The following is a 16,146-nucleotide window of genomic DNA, read 5'->3' as shown; positions in this document are numbered from 1 at the left end:
CACATTATGACTCAAACCGCATGGGTTCTGTCGCTTACCCAGTTCTATTTGGGCCTGGGGTTCATGTTGTTCTTCCTGGCGCTAGAGCTCGGGTTGGCGTGGGTGCTGTTCGTCCTGCGCGTACAGGCACGCCGGAAAAGCGCCGCATTGCTGGCGTACCGCTTCTGGGTGCGCATTTACGCGCTGGCCCTGATTGTCGGGTTTGCCACCAGTTTGCCCTTGCTGCTGCAGCTGGGTACCTTGTGGCCATTGCTGATGGATCGCATGGGCGAGGTCGTCGGGCCGTTGGTAGCACTGGCTGTCCTCACTGCCTTTGTTTTCAAGTCCTGTTTCCTGGGCGCCATGCTTTATGGGCAACGCACTTTATCGGGGGCGGCGCACACCACGGTGGTGGGGATGGTAGCCGTGGGTGCCTCTCTGACCGCGTGGTGGCTGATGGTACTGCTGGCCTGGATGCAACGGCCTGTGGGCACGCTGTCCACAGAAAACCACTACCAGATTACCGATTGGGCGGTGTTGCTGTTTGGCGGTGTGGCCCCCGAGATGTTTGGGCTGCTGCTCACCGGCGGCCTGATGCTGGTGGCTGCATTGATGCTGGCCGTTACTGCGCAGCGCACGCGCGCGCGCCCCAGTGACGAAGGTGACCGCACTGTGTTTGCAGGCGCCACCTGGCTGCTGCTATTGATGATTGTGCTGCAACTGGCCCTGGCAACCCAGCTGGGACGCCAGCTTTTGCCCGTACAGCCCGCGCGTTTGGCTGCCACCTTGCCACAATGGCAAAGTGGCCCGCCGGTCCGCCCGGCGTTATTTGCCTGGCTGGATGTGCCGGCCGGTGACAGCCGTTGGTCCCTCAAGGGGCCAGCCTTGCCGCAAAGTTTCTTGCCACCCGCCACAGAATCCGGCCCGCCCGCCACTGTCAGTAATCAGGTGCTGACCGGCCTGGATGAGATGATTGGCGTGAGGCCTCCGGTGTGGATTACGTTTGCTTCTTCGCGGCTGGCTCTTATGTTTACCGGTGTGCTCTTTCTGCTTGCCCTGTGGGCCTTCTGGCTGGCACGACGTCTGGGGTTCGAGCCCGACAGTTTGTCTGCTGCCAGGCGCAACATGCTGCGTACCAGTCTCTGGCTGGCGTTGGCTGTGCAGATTGCCGGCTGGACCCACCTGCTGATGGGCAGTCTGCCCTATGCTGTCGAAGGTGCTGTCACTTTTCGCCAGATCGGTGCGGCGCAGGATACCGGCACCTTGTGGGCCATACTGCTTGTGCAACTGGTGGTCTATGCGGCATTGGCGCTGGGCTTTCGTCAACTGCTGGGCCATACCTTGCGATATGGTGTAGTGCCGGTGGCCCGGCATCGGGGGCGCGCATGATCGATTCTCTCGCAGCCCTGGTGGGGCTGGGCGCACAAGACCCCGCGTTCTGGATGCCTCTGGCCCTGATGGGCATATTCTTTGCTATTTTGGTGGCAGGGGTCGTGCTGGACGGCTTTGACATTGGAGTAGGGTGTCTGTCGCTGGTGGCACCTGCTGCCCTGCGTCCACGCATGCTGTCCTTGCTTGGCCCCTGGCGCGATGCCAACGAGTTCTGGTTGTTTCTGGGTCTGGGGCTTTGGGCGGTGGCGTTTCCCTATGGTTGGTCGCAAACCCTGGGACGCTTGTATTTTCCCTTATCGTTGCTGGGCCTGGGGACGATCCTGCGCTCAGTCTGCTTCGAGTGGCGTTTGCGCGCACCTGCTTACCAGCAGGGCCGGTGGCAGCTGGGCTTTGGTGTAGGTGCCATCCTGGTGGCCTTTTCTCATGGCTATTTGCTGGCCCGGGTCGCCGTGGCTTACGAAACCGGCCCTGGCTATACGGGGTTTGCGGTGTTGATGGGCTTGTGTGCTGTGGCCGCCTACAGCCTCTTGGGGGCCGCCTGGCTGATGATGCGTGAGGCGGGCGAACTTCGTGCCCGGGCAGTTGGCTGGGCACGCCGAAACTTGCGCTGGAGCGCCGTGGGGGCAGTGGGCTTGTCGGTGGTACTGGATTTTTCCAATGCCGGCGTGTTTCTCAAGTGGGGCGATGGCGATCACTGGTCTGCCGTGTTTGTGGTCTGGGGTGGCCTGCTGCTGTGTTTTGTGTTTGCCGACATGATCCTGCAACGCATGATTGCCCAAAGCTACCGGGCGTCAGCCGTGCCGTACGTGCTGGTGCTGGTGATCATCACGATATTGCTGGCTGGTCTCGCGTACAGCTTTTTTCCCTATGTCGTGCTTGATGAGGTCACCCTTTGGGATGCGGCGGCACCAGTGGCTACTTTGCGGCTTACCCTGTCGGCGACGGTCGTTGCGTTTCCGGTGGCCCTGATTTTCAACCTCTGGGTATATTGGCGCATGCTGGGACGTTCTCGCGCGCCTATCCCGCCGGATTTCCACCCATGAGCCCCCACTCCCGTCGTCTCAATCTGGACACAGGCAGTGTGGTTGCCATGCTGTGCTGGGCGGCACTGGCCGGGGTGGGAGGGGCGCTGGTCACCCTGGCATTTCATGCGGGCATCCATGCCATTCAGCGCATCTTTGCCGAGCAACCGGGGCTGATTACCCAGGTAATGGGCAGCCTCGACTGGCGCTTGCAGTTGCTGGTGCCTGCCGTGGGCGGTGTGTGTGCCGGCGGTTTGTTGTTGGCTGCCCAGCGCGTCTCCAACGACCGGCATTCGGGCTACATGGAGGCCGTGGCAATTGGCGATGGTCGCATGTCCCTGGGGCAGGGGCTGTTGCGATCGCTCTCTTCCTTGTGCACCGTTGCCTCCGGTGGATCCATCGGCCGGGAAGGGGCGATGGTGCATCTCGCGGCGCTCTGGTCGTCAGGGTTGGGCCGCATCCTGAGGATTGACACCGCCCGCCTGCGCTTGCTGGCCGCCTGCGGGGCTGCGGCGGGTGTATCGGCAGCCTATGGGGCACCCCTGGCCGGGGCGGTATTCGTCGGTGAAATCATCCTCGGGTCGATGTCGTTTCAAAATTTTGGGCCGCTGCTGGTGGCGGCGGCGTCCTCCAGCCTGGTGATGCATCTGTCAGGAGAGTACAGCGCCCGCTATCCCATGCCTGATCTGTCCGCGGCGCCGCCAGAACTGCTTTTGCCCTGCCTGGCCCTGGGCGTGTTGGCAGGCGTGGGGGCCGCACAGTTCTTGCGCTGCCTGCATGGCTTCAAAACTTTGTTTGCCCGCACACGTTTGCCCTTGCCCCTGCGCCTGGGCCTGGGCGGCTTGCTGCTGGGGGCCTTGCTTACACAGCTGCCGGACATGGCGGGCAACGGTAACCGTGTGGTGCTGTCCTTGTTGCATGACAACTGGGCCTGGCAAACCGTATTGCTGATGCTGGTTTGCAAGGTGCTGGCCACTGCGTTGACAGCGGGTTCTGGCGCAGTAGGCGGCGTGTTTACACCCACCCTGTTTGTGGGCGGGGCTTTCGGGGTGCTTTTTGGACAAATCCTTGGGGATGCCTGGCCGATGCTGGCCGGTCATGGTGCCGTGTTTGCGCTGGTGGGGATGGGTGCGTTTCTGGCTGCGGCCACCAGTGCGCCGTTTATGGCAATCCTGATGATTTTTGAGATGACGCTCAGCTACCAGATGGTGCTGCCCCTGGTGCTGGCCTGCGTAGTGGCGTATTTCGTGTCCAGGGGCCTGGCCCAGGCGGTGATGTATGACGTCACCTTGCACCACGAAGACAATCAGGCCTTGCGTCAGCGCCTTCGCCAGGCGCGCCTCGACAGCCTGCTGCGTCCGGCTGAAACCGTCGTCCTTACCAGCTCACCGGTGCGCGCTGCACAAGAGATGTTTCTGGATTATCCCGTGCGGTACCTGTATGTAGTGGATGAGGCCGGCGGCTGGCAGGGTGTCATTGCACAGCAGGATCTCACCCGCATGATGCTGGGCGAGATCGATGTCGGATCCAAAGCCTGTGGCGATGTGCTGCGGCTGGACTTTGTGAAGCCTCTATATCCGGATCTCGATCTGGACGAAGCACAGGCTCAGTTCAGTGCCTTTTCGGGTGAGCGCCTGCCTGTGGTCAGCCGGGATGCTTCCGCGCGCCTATTGGGCGTGGTTTATAAATCAGACATGCTCGAGCGGTATTCTCAGTTGAAGCGTGCGGTAGACAGCGAAGACGCGTTTGTGCTGTCGCCCCGGCGGCGTCCTTAGCCCCGGCAGTAGGGTTGGGACACACAAAGCATGGGATATACTGTGGTTTTAAACAGTTTGATGGCCTGTAGCCATCGCCGGTACGCTTTTTTGCACACCCTATCTGATGGCCATACAACCTGATTCCCTGTCGGCACCCGATCTTCCCGCTTCGCGGCTGGTGGCAGCTGATCTCAGCTCGCACGCCGAAGACTCCATCGAGCGCGCCCTGCGGCCCAAAGCCCTGCAAGAGTACGTGGGCCAGCAGCGCGTGCGTGAGCAACTGGATATCTTTATTGCTGCTGCCCGCAAACGCGGGGAATCCCTTGATCACGTACTGCTGTTTGGCCCTCCGGGCCTGGGTAAAACCACGCTGGCCCACATTGTGGCTCACGAAATGGGCGTGCAGCTGCGCCAAACATCAGGCCCCGTTCTCGAGCGTCCGGGCGACCTCGCCGCCATGCTCACCAACCTCGAACGCAACGATGTTCTGTTCATCGACGAGATCCATCGCTTGTCGCCGGTCGTCGAAGAAATCCTCTATCCAGCCCTCGAAGACTTCCAGATCGATATCCTTATCGGCGAAGGCCCGGCTGCGCGCAGCGTCAAGATCGATCTTCAGCCCTTTACGTTGGTGGGTGCCACCACGCGCGCCGGGATGCTGACCAATCCCTTGCGCGATCGCTTTGGCATTGTGTCGCGGCTCGAGTTCTATTCAGCCGAAGACCTCACCCATATTGTCCAGCGCAGTGCCGGCTTGCTGGGGGCACACACTACTCCTGATGGCGCTGCCGAGATCGCCTGCCGTTCGCGCGGTACTCCCCGTATTGCCAACCGTTTGCTACGGCGTGTGCGCGACTACGCCGAGGTGCGTGCCGATGGACACATCGACACCAAAACGGCTCAAGCCGCGCTGGCAATGCTCGAGGTCGATCCCCAAGGGCTCGACCTCATGGATCGCAAACTGCTCGAAGCCATTGTGCACAAGTTTGATGGTGGCCCGGTGGGGGTAGACAGCCTTGCAGCAGCCATTGGCGAAGAACGCGACACCATCGAAGACGTCATCGAGCCCTATCTCATTCAGCACGGCTATCTGCAGCGTACGCCTCGCGGGCGCATGGCTACGCGTCTCTGCTGGCAACACCTGGGCCTTGAGGCACCAGGCGGCGAGCCTAGGCTTTTCTGATTCAAGCCTGGGTCTGTCGTACGCACTCAATTACATCGGTGCCGTAGGTTTCCAGCTTGCGGCTGCCCACTCCGCTGATGTTGCTCAGGCTGTCCAGGCTGTCCGGGTTGTTCAGGGCAATCTCGCGCAGGGTGGCGTCGTGGAAGATGACATACGCGGGCACGCTATGCGCTTTGGCCACACGTCCGCGCCAGGCGCGCAGGTGTTCAAATCTGGCCAGGGCGTCGGGTGGCAGCGCATCCAGCTGGGCTGCAGTAGTCGTGCGTTGGCGGCTGGCCTTGGCGCGTTTTACGGCCACAGGGCGCAGCATCAGCGTACGCTCGCCCTTAAGTACCGTCCGGCTGGCATCCGTGAGGGCCAGCGTGCCGTAGCCTTCCAGGTCTACGGTCAGTAGCCCTAGAGCCAGGGTTTGCCGCAAGATACTGCGCCAGGCATCCACCGAGAGCGTATCGCCCACACCAAACACACTGAGGGTGTCATGCTGGTTTTGCGTGACGCGATCCGTCATCTGGCCACGCAGGATATCGATGATGTGCCCACCACCAAAGCGTTGGCCGCGTTCGCGCCATAACCGGTACACCGTTGATAATAGCTTTTGTACGGCCACTGTGCCGTCCCAGGCTGCGGGTGGATCCAGGCAGGTGTCGCAGTGGCCACAAGGTGCAATGGTTTGGCCAAAGTACGCCAGCAAATCCTGGCGGCGGCACGTGACGGTTTCACACAGTGCCAGCATGGCGTCCAGTTGACGTACCTGGCGGCGCTGGTGCAATGCATCGCCGTCAGAGGCGTCAATCATGCGCCGTTGTTGCACCACATCCTGCAGGCCATAGGCCAGCCAGGCATCGGCCGGCAGGCCGTCGCGGCCGGCGCGTCCGGTTTCCTGGTAGTAGCCTTCGATGGATTTCGGCAAATCGATATGCGCCACAAAACGCACGTCAGGTTTGTTGACGCCCATGCCAAAGGCAATGGTGGCCACCATCACCACGCCGTCTTCGCGTAAAAATCGTGCCTGATGCTCGGCGCGGGTACGGGCATCCAGCCCGGCGTGATAAGGCAGTGCCGTGATGTCGTGCCGGGTCAGAAACTCGGCCGTCTGCTCAACCCGGGTGCGGGAGAGCGCATAGACGATGCCGCATTCACCTGCGTGTTCGGTACGGATGAAATCCAATAATTGCCGCCGGACTTCCTGCTTTTCGACGATGCGGTAGCAGAGGTTGGGGCGGTCAAAGCTGGCAACGAACTGGGGGGCTTCATCCAGTGACAGGCAATGGACAATATCCTTGCGGGTGGCGTCCGTGGCCGTGGCGGTGAGTGCCACCCGAGGGATCTCTGGCCAGCGCTCTGCCAGCAGGTTCAAGCCCTGGTATTCGGGCCGAAAATCATGTCCCCACTGAGACACGCAATGGGCCTCGTCAATCGCAAAAAGTGCAATGGATCCGTGGCCTAGCAAATCCAGGCAGCGGGGGGTCAGTAGCCGCTCAGGGGCCACATACAGAAGGTCCAGCCTGCCGCCCAGAAAGGCCTGTTCCACCGCCCGGGCTTCAGACGATGTCTGGCTCGAATTCAGAAAGGCGGCACGTACCCCCAGCTCTTGCAGGGCGTCTACCTGGTCTTGCATCAGGGCGATCAGGGGCGAGATCACCACACCGGTGCCTTCTCGCACCAAGGATGGAATCTGGTAACACAGTGATTTTCCACCACCCGTGGGCATCAATACCAGCGCGTCTCCGCCGCCGATAATGTGCTCGATGATGGCTTGTTGTTCTCCCCGAAAGGCGCCGTACCCAAACACATCGTGCAAGGCGTCCAGTGCCGTGCGATAGCGATCCTGCATGTCCGGCCTAGCCCCGCGAGAGTGCTTTCAGGGCCTGGCGGATGCTCTCGGAGACGGACAGGCCTTCGGGCAACGCGTTGTTGGCTCGCCGGGCCTCGGCGGCAGAGTACCCCAAGGCCTGCAGTGCGTTGAGCACATCATTGCCCGCATGGCTGGTTGGGCTGCCACCGGCGTGTGTCGGGTTGGCCAGAGGGGTGAGTTTGTCGCGCAGCTCAAGCAGCAGGCGCTCTGCTGTTTTTTTGCCGATACCGGGTACTTTGATCAGCCGGCCGGTCTCTTGCTGATCGATGGCCTCTATCAGATCGTCGACGCTTAGACCGGAGAGCACAGACAGCGCTGTACGGGCACCGATGCCGCTGACCTTGATGAGTGCCCGAAATGCACTGCGCTCGGCCGCTGTGGAAAATCCGTACAGGACATGGGCGTCCTCGCGAATGGCCAGGTGCGTGTACAAGGTAACGGTTTGACCCACCGCAGGCAGCTTGTAGAGCGTACTCATGGGCACATCTACCTCGTAGCCCAGCCCGCCCGTCTGGATGCAGACAGTAGGGGGAGAGAGTTCGAGCAGGGTACCGGTGATGCGGCCGATCATGGTGGGATCCTGGAAAACAAAAGAGGCAAACAGAGGATGGGTGGTGCTCAGGATACCAGACGGCCGGTTCGCAGCCGACGGGTACCGGACGATAGCGTCTCGGGCGCCAACGCCTGCAAACGGCCGGCGAGTGGTGCGCAATGGGCATGGCAAATGGCGCAGGCCAGTGCATCGGCGGCATCGGGTGCGGGTTCGCCATTGAGGCTGAGCAAATGCCGGACCATGGTCTGGATTTGCTCTTTGGTGGCTCGCCCGGTGCCCACTACCGCCTTCTTGATCTGCAAGGCGGTGTACTCCTGCACCGACAGGCCGGTATCAGCCAAGGCGCACAGCGCGGCGCCGCGTGCCTGACCCAGCAGCAGGGTAGACGCAGGATTGGCGTTCAGGAACACCTTCTCGAGCGCCGCCTGATCGGGGTGGGTGTCGCGAGCCACTTCTCGTAGATTGTCGAGAATGACCTTAAGCCTGGCATGCAGGGGCAAGGCCGTAGGCACGACAATCGTGCCGCTGGCCACGTATCGCAGTTGTGCGCCGTGGACTTCGATGACGCCGAAGCCCGTGCGCCGCAAACCAGGATCGACCCCCAGGATGCGCATCAGTGGCGGAAATGCCGGGTGCCGGTGAAGACCATCGCAATGCCGCGCTCGTTGGCGGCAGCAATCACTTCGTCGTCGCGGATACTGCCGCCCGGCTGGATGACGCAGTTGGCGCCGGCATCGGCCACCACGTCCAGGCCGTCACGGAACGGGAAAAAGGCATCCGAGGCCACGGCTGATCCTTGCAGCGACAGACCGGCTTTCTCGGCCTTGATGGAGGCAATGCGTGCGGAGTCGATGCGGCTCATTTGCCCCGCGCCCACCCCCAGTGTCATGTGCTGGCCACAAAACACGATGGCGTTGGATTTGACGTATTGCGCGACGTTCCAGGCAAAGAGCAGATCCTGCATTTGGGCAGCCGTTGGCGCCAAGGTGGTGACCACCTTCACGCTGGATTCGGTGGCGACATGACCGTCGGGATCCTGTACCAGCCAGCCGCCGCCCACACGTTTGATATCGAACGCGTTGCGGGCATCGCCCGCGTGCAACTGAAGCACGCGGACGTTCTTTTTGGCTGCCAGCAGCTGCAAGGCTGCTGGAGTGTAGTCTGGAGCGATCAGTACTTCGAGGAATTGCCCGGTGATAGCCTGCGCTGCCGCTTCGTCCACCTGGGTATTGAAGGCAATGATGCCACCAAAGGCAGAGGTGGGGTCTGTCTTGAACGCCTGCTGATAGGCGTTGAGTGCATCGGTTCCCAGGGCCACGCCGCAGGGGTTGGCATGTTTGACGATGACGCAGGCGGTACTGTCAAAGCTGCGCACGCATTCCCAGGCCGCATCGGCATCGGCGATATTGTTGTAGGAAAGTTCTTTACCCTGGATCTGCCGGTAGCCGGCCAGCAGGCCCAAGCCCACGCGTTTGTCGTGGTAAAACGCGGCATCCTGGTGGGGGTTTTCGCCGTAGCGCAGGGCTTGCTGCCGATCCATTTGTACGGTCAGTACCCGTGGCCAGGTGTCACGTTGCGGCACTTGCGACGGGGCGGGTTCACGGTCGGACAGGCTGCTGAGGTAAGCAGCAATGGCACCGTCATATGCCGCAGTGTGGGCGTACACCTTGGCCGCGAGCTCAAGCCGTAGGCCATACGAAGGTTGTCCGGCGGGGCCGTCCATCTCCGTCAGTATCCGTGCGTAGTCAGCGGGGTCGATTACTACGGTGACACCGCCCTGGTTTGAACCATGGTTTTTTGCTGCCGAGCGCAGCATGGCCGGGCCGCCAATATCGATGTTCTCGATGGCATCCGCCAGGAGGCAGTCGGCTTTGGCGATAGTTTGCTCAAACGGGTATAGGTTGACCACCAGCAGGTCGATGGTGGGAATGTCCTGATCTTTGAGTGTCTGCATGTGTGCCGGATCGTCGCGGCGGGCCAGCAGGCCTCCGTGGATTCGGGGATGGAGAGTTTTGACGCGTCCGTCCAGGATTTCGGGCGAGCCAGTATGCGTCGCCACTTCGGTGACTGTCAGCCCGGCCCCGCGCAGCAAATGTGCCGTGCCGCCGGTAGACAGCAAGGCCACGCCGCGTTGGGCAAGGGCTTGGGCAAATTCGAGGACGCCCGTTTTATCGGACACGGAAATCAAAGCAGTCTGGATAGTCATGGCAGCAAAATGAAAGAAAAAAAGGGCTCAGGCACTGATCTGGTGGATATGCAATTTTTTGCGCAAGGTGCCACGGGTGATGCCCAGCATCTCGGCAGCGCGTGTCTGGTTGCCATCGGTGCGCTCGAGGGCAACCTGCAAGACCGTGCGTTCGACGCACAGGTTGACCATCGCCAGCATGTCGCTGGGTGCGGAGCCACCCAGGTCTTTAAAGTAGCGATCCAGTTGATCGCGCACGGCTTGTTCCAGGGGCGTAGAGGTAGGCATGAGGTACAAAGGTTGTCGAGGTGAACGTCGGTAAAAAACGTTAATGCAGTAAGGGGCTTTCAGGGACGGCTGCAGCATCCGCGGGCTGTGCGTCCAGCCAATGGCGCAGCAGCTTGAATTGTTGCTGGGTGCTCTCTAGGGCCATGACAGCTGGCAACAGGACGTCAGCCCCAGGGAGATCGGCCAGATACCAGCCGATATGCTTGCGGGCAGTACGGACGCCTGTGTGTTCGCCGTAAAACGAATAATGGTCTTCGAGGTGATTGAGCAGGTGGTCGCGTAGCTCGCCATAGGTGGGAGGTGGCAGATGGCTGCCGTGCGCCAGATAGTGGGCAATTTCCCGAAAAATCCATGGACGACCTTGAGCCGCCCGGCCCACCATGATCGCGTCGGCCCCAGTGTAGTCCAGAACGGCCCGTGCTTTCTCTGGGGTGTTGATATCCCCGTTGGCGATGAGGGGAATACGGATGACCTGACGCACGGCACGGATCGTCTCGTATTCGGCCTCGCCCGTGTAAAGATCGCAACGCGTGCGCCCGTGTAGCGTCAGGGCGGCGATGCCGCAATCTTCGGCCAGGCGGGCAATGCGCACTGCATTGCGGCTGCTGCGATCCCAGCCTGTGCGGGTTTTCAGGGTAACGGGTACACCCAGTGGCTGGCAGGCGGCCACTACTTTTTTCAGGATGCGTGCCACCAGGGCTTCGTCGCGCAACAGAGCTGAGCCGGACGCCACGTGACAGACCTTTTTGACCGGACAGCCCATATTGATGTCGATAATCCGGGCACCCTTGCCGATGTTGAACACTGCGGCCTCGGCCAGCATATCGGGATCGGCGCCTGCAATCTGCACGGCAACGGGATCGGGTTCGCCCTCGTGGTTGATACGTCGGGACGTTTTTACGCTGTCCCAGAGTTGCGGATTGCTGGCTGCCATTTCGGACACGGCATACGCCGCCCCCAACGCCTTGCACAGGCGCCGGTAAGGGCGGTCTGTGACGCCCGCCATTGGGGCGGCACAGACAGGGTGGGGAAGCGTCCAGGGGCCGATTTGCATGAGCGTCATTGTAGAAGGCTATTGGCGCTGGCCTTGTAGCAGGTGGTGGGCCAGAGGTTGGCGCAGGCCCGGGATGAGATCAAGCAGTACCAGGCCAAGCCCAGCGAGGTGGCGTGGTAGTGCATAGCGGCTGGCGAATATTCTGGGCAGGGTATCGGTAATGGCCAGCGTAACGGTGCGGTCGATTTTGCGTTGACGGGCATATTGCTGCAGCAATGGCTGCAGTGCCTGCGCAGGCTGAACCAGCCAGGGTTGTAGCACGTGCGATAGCTGCGCGACATCGCGCAGGCCAAGGTTGAGCCCTTGTCCCGCCACCGGGTGCAGGGTTTGCGCGGCATTGCCAACAGCCACCACGCCCTCACCTTGCAAGCTGGGCCCGGCGTGCAGCGCCAGGGGAAAGGTATTGACCGGTGTCAGGCGACGCAGCGTGCCCAGACGGGTGCCAAACGCCTGTTGAAGTCGGGTGTCAAAAGTTGTGTCGTCCATCACCGACAAGGCAGTGGCCTGTGCCGGCCGTACACACCACACGACACTGTAGAGACCCTGGCCGGCTGGATGGGGCAGCAGTGCCAGAGGCCCGGTTTGTGTAAAGCGCTCGAAGGCTCTGCCCGGGATTGCCTGGCTGGCGCGCACGGTGGTCAGTATGGCGTGTTGCTGGTAATCGCGGTGGAGACCTTGTGGCCGGGAGCCATCGGAGATCAGGGCCAGGCGCGTGCTGTGGTGGGTGTCGTCGGCCGTTTTGAGGATCACCGGCTGCCCTGCTTGAGGGCGCGAGGGCCGTTGCAAAATGCGGGTGATGCCGCTTTGTGCCAGTGCGGTGTGCAGCGATTCGAGGAGTTCATCGTAGGCCACTACGCTGCCCAGGCGCGGCACGTGAAGTTCGGTATGGTCAATCAGGGTGCGGCCCAAGTGGCCCGCCTGGGAAACATGCACCGTACTGATATCGGCAGAGTGTCCCGGCCAGGCACCCAGTTGCTGCAAAAACTGCCGGCTGCCATGGTTGATGGCAATTGCGCGTGGGTCGATGGATTGTCCCGCCGCGCGCTGGGCAGGTGCCGGGCCCATCAAGGCAATGCGGCCAGGGTCTGGGGCATGTCGCGCCAGGCTTAAGGCCAGCACGCAGCCCACAGGGCCGGCGCCAAGAATCGCAATATCGTAGTTTGTACTGGGCATGGCAGGCAGAAAACAGCAGGCAAAACGTCTATTTTAGGATGCTTTACACTAGTCGGATTAACCATTCTGATGGCTCCGCTGGTATGGATCTGCTTGCCTGGTTGCGGCCTTGGGAGTTCTCTCCCTCTTTGGTGCTGGCATTTCTGTTGTCGGCAGTGCTGTTTGTGCGCGGCCGCCGCGTGCACTCTGTGGGCAAGATTCGCCAAGTGCTGTTTTGGGTGGGCTGGATACTGCTGTATCTGTCTTTGCACACGCGGCTGGATTACTACGCAGAACGCATGTTTTTCATCCATCGGCTGCAACACCTGGTATTGCACCACTTGGGCCCCTTGCTCATCATGGGAGCTTATCCAGGGCAGGTGATGCGTGCCGGCCTGCCGTTACGCTGGCGTGTGCGGTTGGCCCAGGCCCGCCAAAGCGGCTGGGTACACACCCTTGAGCATCTGTCCACTCACCGGATCCTGGTGCCGTTCCTGTTTGTGCTGCTGGTGCTGGTGTGGTTGCAGCCCACGGTGCAGTTTTATTCCATGCTCGACTGGCGGATTTACCGCTTCATGAACTGGTCGGTTGTGATCAGTGGTGTGCTGTACTGGAACCTCATCCTCGACCGGCGGCCCCGCCCTCCGGCTGCGCTCAGCCCTGGCGGCCGGGTGTTTTCTCCCGTGTTTACCATGGTGCCGCAAATGGTTGCCGGTGCTGTCATTGCCTTTACAGGGCACGATCTTTACCCGGTTTTCGATCTCTGTGGCCGTGCGCTGCCCGGCATCTCTGCGCTGGATGATCAAGTACTAGGCGGGCTGATCATGTGGGTGCCTGCGGGCCTGATCGAAGCCTTCGGGTTGATGTATGCGCTGGGTACCTTGATGCGCCTGTCTTCCAAGGGGCGCTTGCCGCCGCCACGGCGGCGGGTGCCCCGTGCCGCCGCCCATGTGGCATCCTAGCTGAGTGGTTTCATCATGCGCCGTACCGGACAGACCCTGTGCCTGATTGCTGCTTTATCGTGTGCTGTGCCGGCCTGGGCACAGCCCGTGGGCCTGCCCACCTTGGGCGCGGCTTCCTCGGCAGAGCTCTCTCCCGGCGTCGAGCGTCTGCTGGGGCAGGCCATCATGGAGCAAGGCCGCCACGACCCGACCTATATTGCTGATCTGGATATCAATCAGTACCTGACCCAGCTGGGCAGAAAGCTGGCGGCACATGCTCCTCAGTCCTTGTCGCAGGACATCACCGTGTTTGCGGTGCGCGATCCCTCCATCAATGCCTTTGCACTGCCAGGGGGGTATATCGGGATTAATAGCGGGCTTGTGACCACCACAGACACCGAGTCTGAACTCGCCGGTGTGCTGGCTCACGAGATTGGCCACGTCATGCAGCGCCATATCGCCCGGGGCATCACACAACAGTCACAAGGCACAGGCCTGATGGTGGCCAGCCTGGTAGGGGCCTTGCTGGCTGCGCTGGCTGGGCAGGGCGATCTAGCGATGGGGGTGGCTACCTTTGGGCAAGCCGCCACCATTGATCGTCAATTGGGCTTTTCTCGTAGCGCCGAGCAGGAAGCCGACCGGGCCGGTTTCCAGATGTTGAACCAAACGGGGTTCAATCCCCGTGGCATGCTCACCATGTTTCGCAAGCTCACCAATGCATCCCGGCTCAACGAAGGTGCAGGAGGCGGGTATGCCTCCACCCATCCGTTGTCCATCCAGCGCATGTCCGATATCGAAAACCGGGTGGCCAACTTGCCATCGGGCAAGGACACCCTGGATGCTCAGTATTGGTTTGTGCGCAGCCGTTTGGCGCTGATTCAGGCGCGCAGCAACGAAGACACGCGCCGCTTGCAGCAGTCTTTCGAAAGCGAAGCGAAAAAGACCAGTGGCAGCCGCCAGGCCGCGGCCCTTTACGGGCTGGCGTGGCTGCACTGGAAATCCGGTGATCTTGTCCAGGCCGGACAGTTGCTGGATCAGGCCAATGCCGTGCAGCCGGCGCCGCAACTGGCGCTGCTGGAAATCAGTTTGGCACGTGCCGGCAGTGCGGCTGCGGCAGTGGATACATCAGCGCAAGCCTGGAAACAGTGGCCCAATAGCCAGGCGGTGGCTGATGCTCATGCCCGTGCCCTGCAGGCTGCCGGCAAGCATGCCCAGGCGGTTGAGTTTCTGAGGACAGTCATCAAGAAATGGAGCCATGTGCCAGAGTTTCAACAACTGCTGGCTACTAGTCTGGAGCACCAGGGCCACAAGGTACAGGCCCACGAGGCCATGGCTACCTACTTCGAGCAAACGGGCGCTTTGCCCACGGCCATGGAACACCTGCAGCAGGCGCGCCGCCTGTCCGACGATTTTTACGAACAATCGCGCCTAGATACACGCATCCGGGCTCTGAGAGATCATCTGGAAAACCGTCGGGCTCTGCTGGAGCCTTTCCGGAAATAAGCGATGGGCGCCACCCCTGCCTGAAGCAGGGATGGGCCGTGGCTTTAGATGCGAATGCCTGCTTGCTCGTGGCCGTGAGGGTGGTCACCCTCGCGCAGAATGTACTCGGTGCCGCAATACTGGCACTTGGCGACGCCGTTTTTGACTACTTCGATATAGGTGCGCGGGTGCATACACCAAAGCGGTGATTTCGGGCCTGGGCAAAATACCGGGAGGTCTTCGGCACCGACGACGACGGGTTCTTGTTTGTGAGAAGTATTGGGAATGCTGCTCATGGTGTTTCCTGTTATACCTTCGAAAGCCAGTGATGATATTTGGGCGTCTTGCCCGATACCGCATCAAAGAACGCTTTTTGCAACTGAGCTGTAATAGGGCCGCGCTCGCCGGCGCCAATCTGGCGGCCGTCGATTTCGCGAATGGGTGTGACTTCGGCTGCCGTGCCGGTGAAGAAGGCTTCGTCGGCAATGTAGAGGTCGTCGCGGGTAAGTCGGCGGGATACTACTTTCAGGCCGAGGTCGTCGGCGAGCTGGTGGATGGACGCCCGGGTAATGCCCGTGAGCGCGCAGGCGATATCGGGTTCGTAGAGCACGCCATCCCGAACAATAAACAGGTTTTCGCCCGAGCCCTCGGCCACGAATCCGCTGGTGTCCAGCAAGATGGCTTCGTCGTAACCGTGATCCTGAGCCTCGGCGTTGGCCAGAATGGAGTTGGCGTATGTGCTGGCAATCTTGGCGCGGGGCATGGTGACATTGACATGCTGGCGTGCAAACGAGGAAATCTTGACCCGGATGCCCTGTTTGAGGGCTTCTTCGCCCAGATAGGCGCCCCAGGGCCAGGCTGCGATGGCCACATGCACCTGCGCGCCTTTGGGCGACACCCCCATTTTCTCGGAGCCATAAAACACGATGGGGCGGATGTAGCAGGACTCAAGCTCGTTGCGTCGCACAACCTCGATTTGAGCCGAGGAGATGGCTTCGCGGGTGTACGGAATCTTGATCTGGTAGATATGTGCCGAGTTGAACAGGCGGCGCGTGTGATCTTCGAGGCGGAAAATGGCCGTGCCGTGGTCGGTTTTATAGGCACGTACACCTTCGAAGACAGATAGCCCATAATGCAGAGAATGAGTCAGGACGTGCGTGGTTGCATCGCGCCAAGGCACGAGCTTGCCGTCATACCAGATTACCCCGTCGCGGTCAGCCATGGACATTGCGATCTCCCAGATTAATAGCGCTTTATTGTACCAATTGCCCGCGCAACGGAGATGCACGTTAAAATACTTCGT

15 protein-coding genes are annotated in these 16,146 nt (G+C 61.1%); 6 read left to right on the top strand and 9 right to left on the bottom strand.

Annotated features, from left to right (window positions below; genetic code table 11):
- Positions 1-6: 6 nt before the first annotated feature.
- The 4 genes from WA928_RS08330 (at position 7) to ruvB (ending at position 5,333) form a co-directional block, all read left to right on the top strand.
- Positions 7-1,368, top strand: a complete 1,362-nt coding sequence (locus WA928_RS08330; protein ID WP_424302088.1) for a cytochrome ubiquinol oxidase subunit I — start codon at positions 7-9, stop codon at positions 1,366-1,368.
- Complete coding sequence (locus tag WA928_RS08325) at positions 1,365-2,414, top strand: cytochrome d ubiquinol oxidase subunit II (protein ID WP_424302085.1); 1,050 nt, start codon at positions 1,365-1,367, stop codon at positions 2,412-2,414. Before WA928_RS08330 ends, WA928_RS08325 begins: the two co-directional genes overlap by 4 nt.
- Entirely contained in the window at positions 2,411-4,168 is a 1,758-nt protein-coding gene (locus tag WA928_RS08320) for a ClcB-like voltage-gated chloride channel protein (RefSeq protein ID WP_424302082.1), read from the top strand. Before WA928_RS08325 ends, WA928_RS08320 begins: the two co-directional genes overlap by 4 nt.
- A gap of 106 nt (positions 4,169-4,274) precedes the next feature.
- Complete coding sequence (gene ruvB, locus WA928_RS08315; RefSeq protein WP_424302079.1) at positions 4,275-5,333, top strand: Holliday junction branch migration DNA helicase RuvB; 1,059 nt, start codon at positions 4,275-4,277, stop codon at positions 5,331-5,333.
- Position 5,334: 1 nt separating this feature from the next.
- Here ruvB and recQ read toward each other — a convergent pair whose 3' ends face one another.
- Genes recQ through WA928_RS08280 form a run of 7 tightly spaced genes read right to left on the bottom strand, consistent with a single transcriptional unit; the run spans position 5,335 to position 12,441 of the window.
- Positions 5,335-7,167: a DNA helicase RecQ gene (gene recQ, locus WA928_RS08310; RefSeq protein WP_424302076.1), complete on the bottom strand. Its 1,833-nt coding sequence runs from the start codon at positions 7,165-7,167 to the stop codon at positions 5,335-5,337.
- 7 nt (positions 7,168-7,174) lie between these two features.
- Positions 7,175-7,759, bottom strand: a complete 585-nt coding sequence (gene ruvA, locus WA928_RS08305; RefSeq protein ID WP_424302073.1) for a Holliday junction branch migration protein RuvA — start codon at positions 7,757-7,759, stop codon at positions 7,175-7,177.
- A gap of 47 nt (positions 7,760-7,806) precedes the next feature.
- Positions 7,807-8,355, bottom strand: a complete 549-nt coding sequence (gene ruvC / locus WA928_RS08300; protein ID WP_350383791.1) for a crossover junction endodeoxyribonuclease RuvC — start codon at positions 8,353-8,355, stop codon at positions 7,807-7,809.
- On the bottom strand, positions 8,355-9,947 hold the full coding sequence (gene purH / locus WA928_RS08295; protein ID WP_424302070.1) for a bifunctional phosphoribosylaminoimidazolecarboxamide formyltransferase/IMP cyclohydrolase: 1,593 nt from the start codon (positions 9,945-9,947) through the stop codon (positions 8,355-8,357). The genes ruvC and purH overlap by 1 nt, the downstream gene beginning before the upstream one ends.
- A 27-nt stretch (positions 9,948-9,974) precedes the next feature.
- The gene (locus WA928_RS08290) at positions 9,975-10,214 is read right to left on the bottom strand and encodes a helix-turn-helix domain-containing protein (protein ID WP_350383786.1); all 240 of its coding nucleotides are present in this window, start codon (positions 10,212-10,214) and stop codon (positions 9,975-9,977) included.
- A gap of 40 nt (positions 10,215-10,254) precedes the next feature.
- On the bottom strand, positions 10,255-11,268 hold the full coding sequence (dusB, locus tag WA928_RS08285; RefSeq protein ID WP_417252298.1) for a tRNA dihydrouridine synthase DusB: 1,014 nt from the start codon (positions 11,266-11,268) through the stop codon (positions 10,255-10,257).
- 18 nt (positions 11,269-11,286) lie between these two features.
- Positions 11,287-12,441 (bottom strand): FAD-dependent monooxygenase, encoded by a 1,155-nt coding sequence (locus WA928_RS08280; RefSeq protein WP_424302067.1) that lies wholly within the window; start codon positions 12,439-12,441, stop codon positions 11,287-11,289.
- A gap of 83 nt (positions 12,442-12,524) precedes the next feature.
- Here WA928_RS08280 and WA928_RS08275 point away from each other — a divergent pair, with 83 nt between their 5' ends.
- Positions 12,525-13,382 carry a cytochrome c oxidase assembly protein gene (locus tag WA928_RS08275; protein ID WP_424302064.1) on the top strand — a complete coding sequence of 286 codons (858 nt, stop codon included), beginning with the start codon at positions 12,525-12,527 and terminating at the stop codon, positions 13,380-13,382.
- A gap of 15 nt (positions 13,383-13,397) precedes the next feature.
- Positions 13,398-14,864: a M48 family metalloprotease gene (locus WA928_RS08270; RefSeq protein WP_424302061.1), complete on the top strand. Its 1,467-nt coding sequence runs from the start codon at positions 13,398-13,400 to the stop codon at positions 14,862-14,864.
- A gap of 44 nt (positions 14,865-14,908) precedes the next feature.
- Here WA928_RS08270 and WA928_RS08265 read toward each other — a convergent pair whose 3' ends face one another.
- Together WA928_RS08265 and WA928_RS08260 are read right to left on the bottom strand one after the other, a co-directional pair.
- Positions 14,909-15,139, bottom strand: a complete 231-nt coding sequence (locus WA928_RS08265; protein ID WP_424302058.1) for a zinc-finger domain-containing protein — start codon at positions 15,137-15,139, stop codon at positions 14,909-14,911.
- Positions 15,140-15,150: 11 nt separating this feature from the next.
- Positions 15,151-16,071 (bottom strand): branched-chain amino acid transaminase, encoded by a 921-nt coding sequence (locus tag WA928_RS08260; RefSeq protein WP_424302055.1) that lies wholly within the window; start codon positions 16,069-16,071, stop codon positions 15,151-15,153.
- Positions 16,072-16,146: the final 75 nt, after the last annotated feature.

This window comes from Castellaniella sp. (genome assembly GCF_049651205.1).
GTDB lineage: Bacteria > Pseudomonadota > Gammaproteobacteria > Burkholderiales > Burkholderiaceae_B > Castellaniella.
This window is presented reverse-complemented; position numbering and strand designations above follow the sequence as displayed.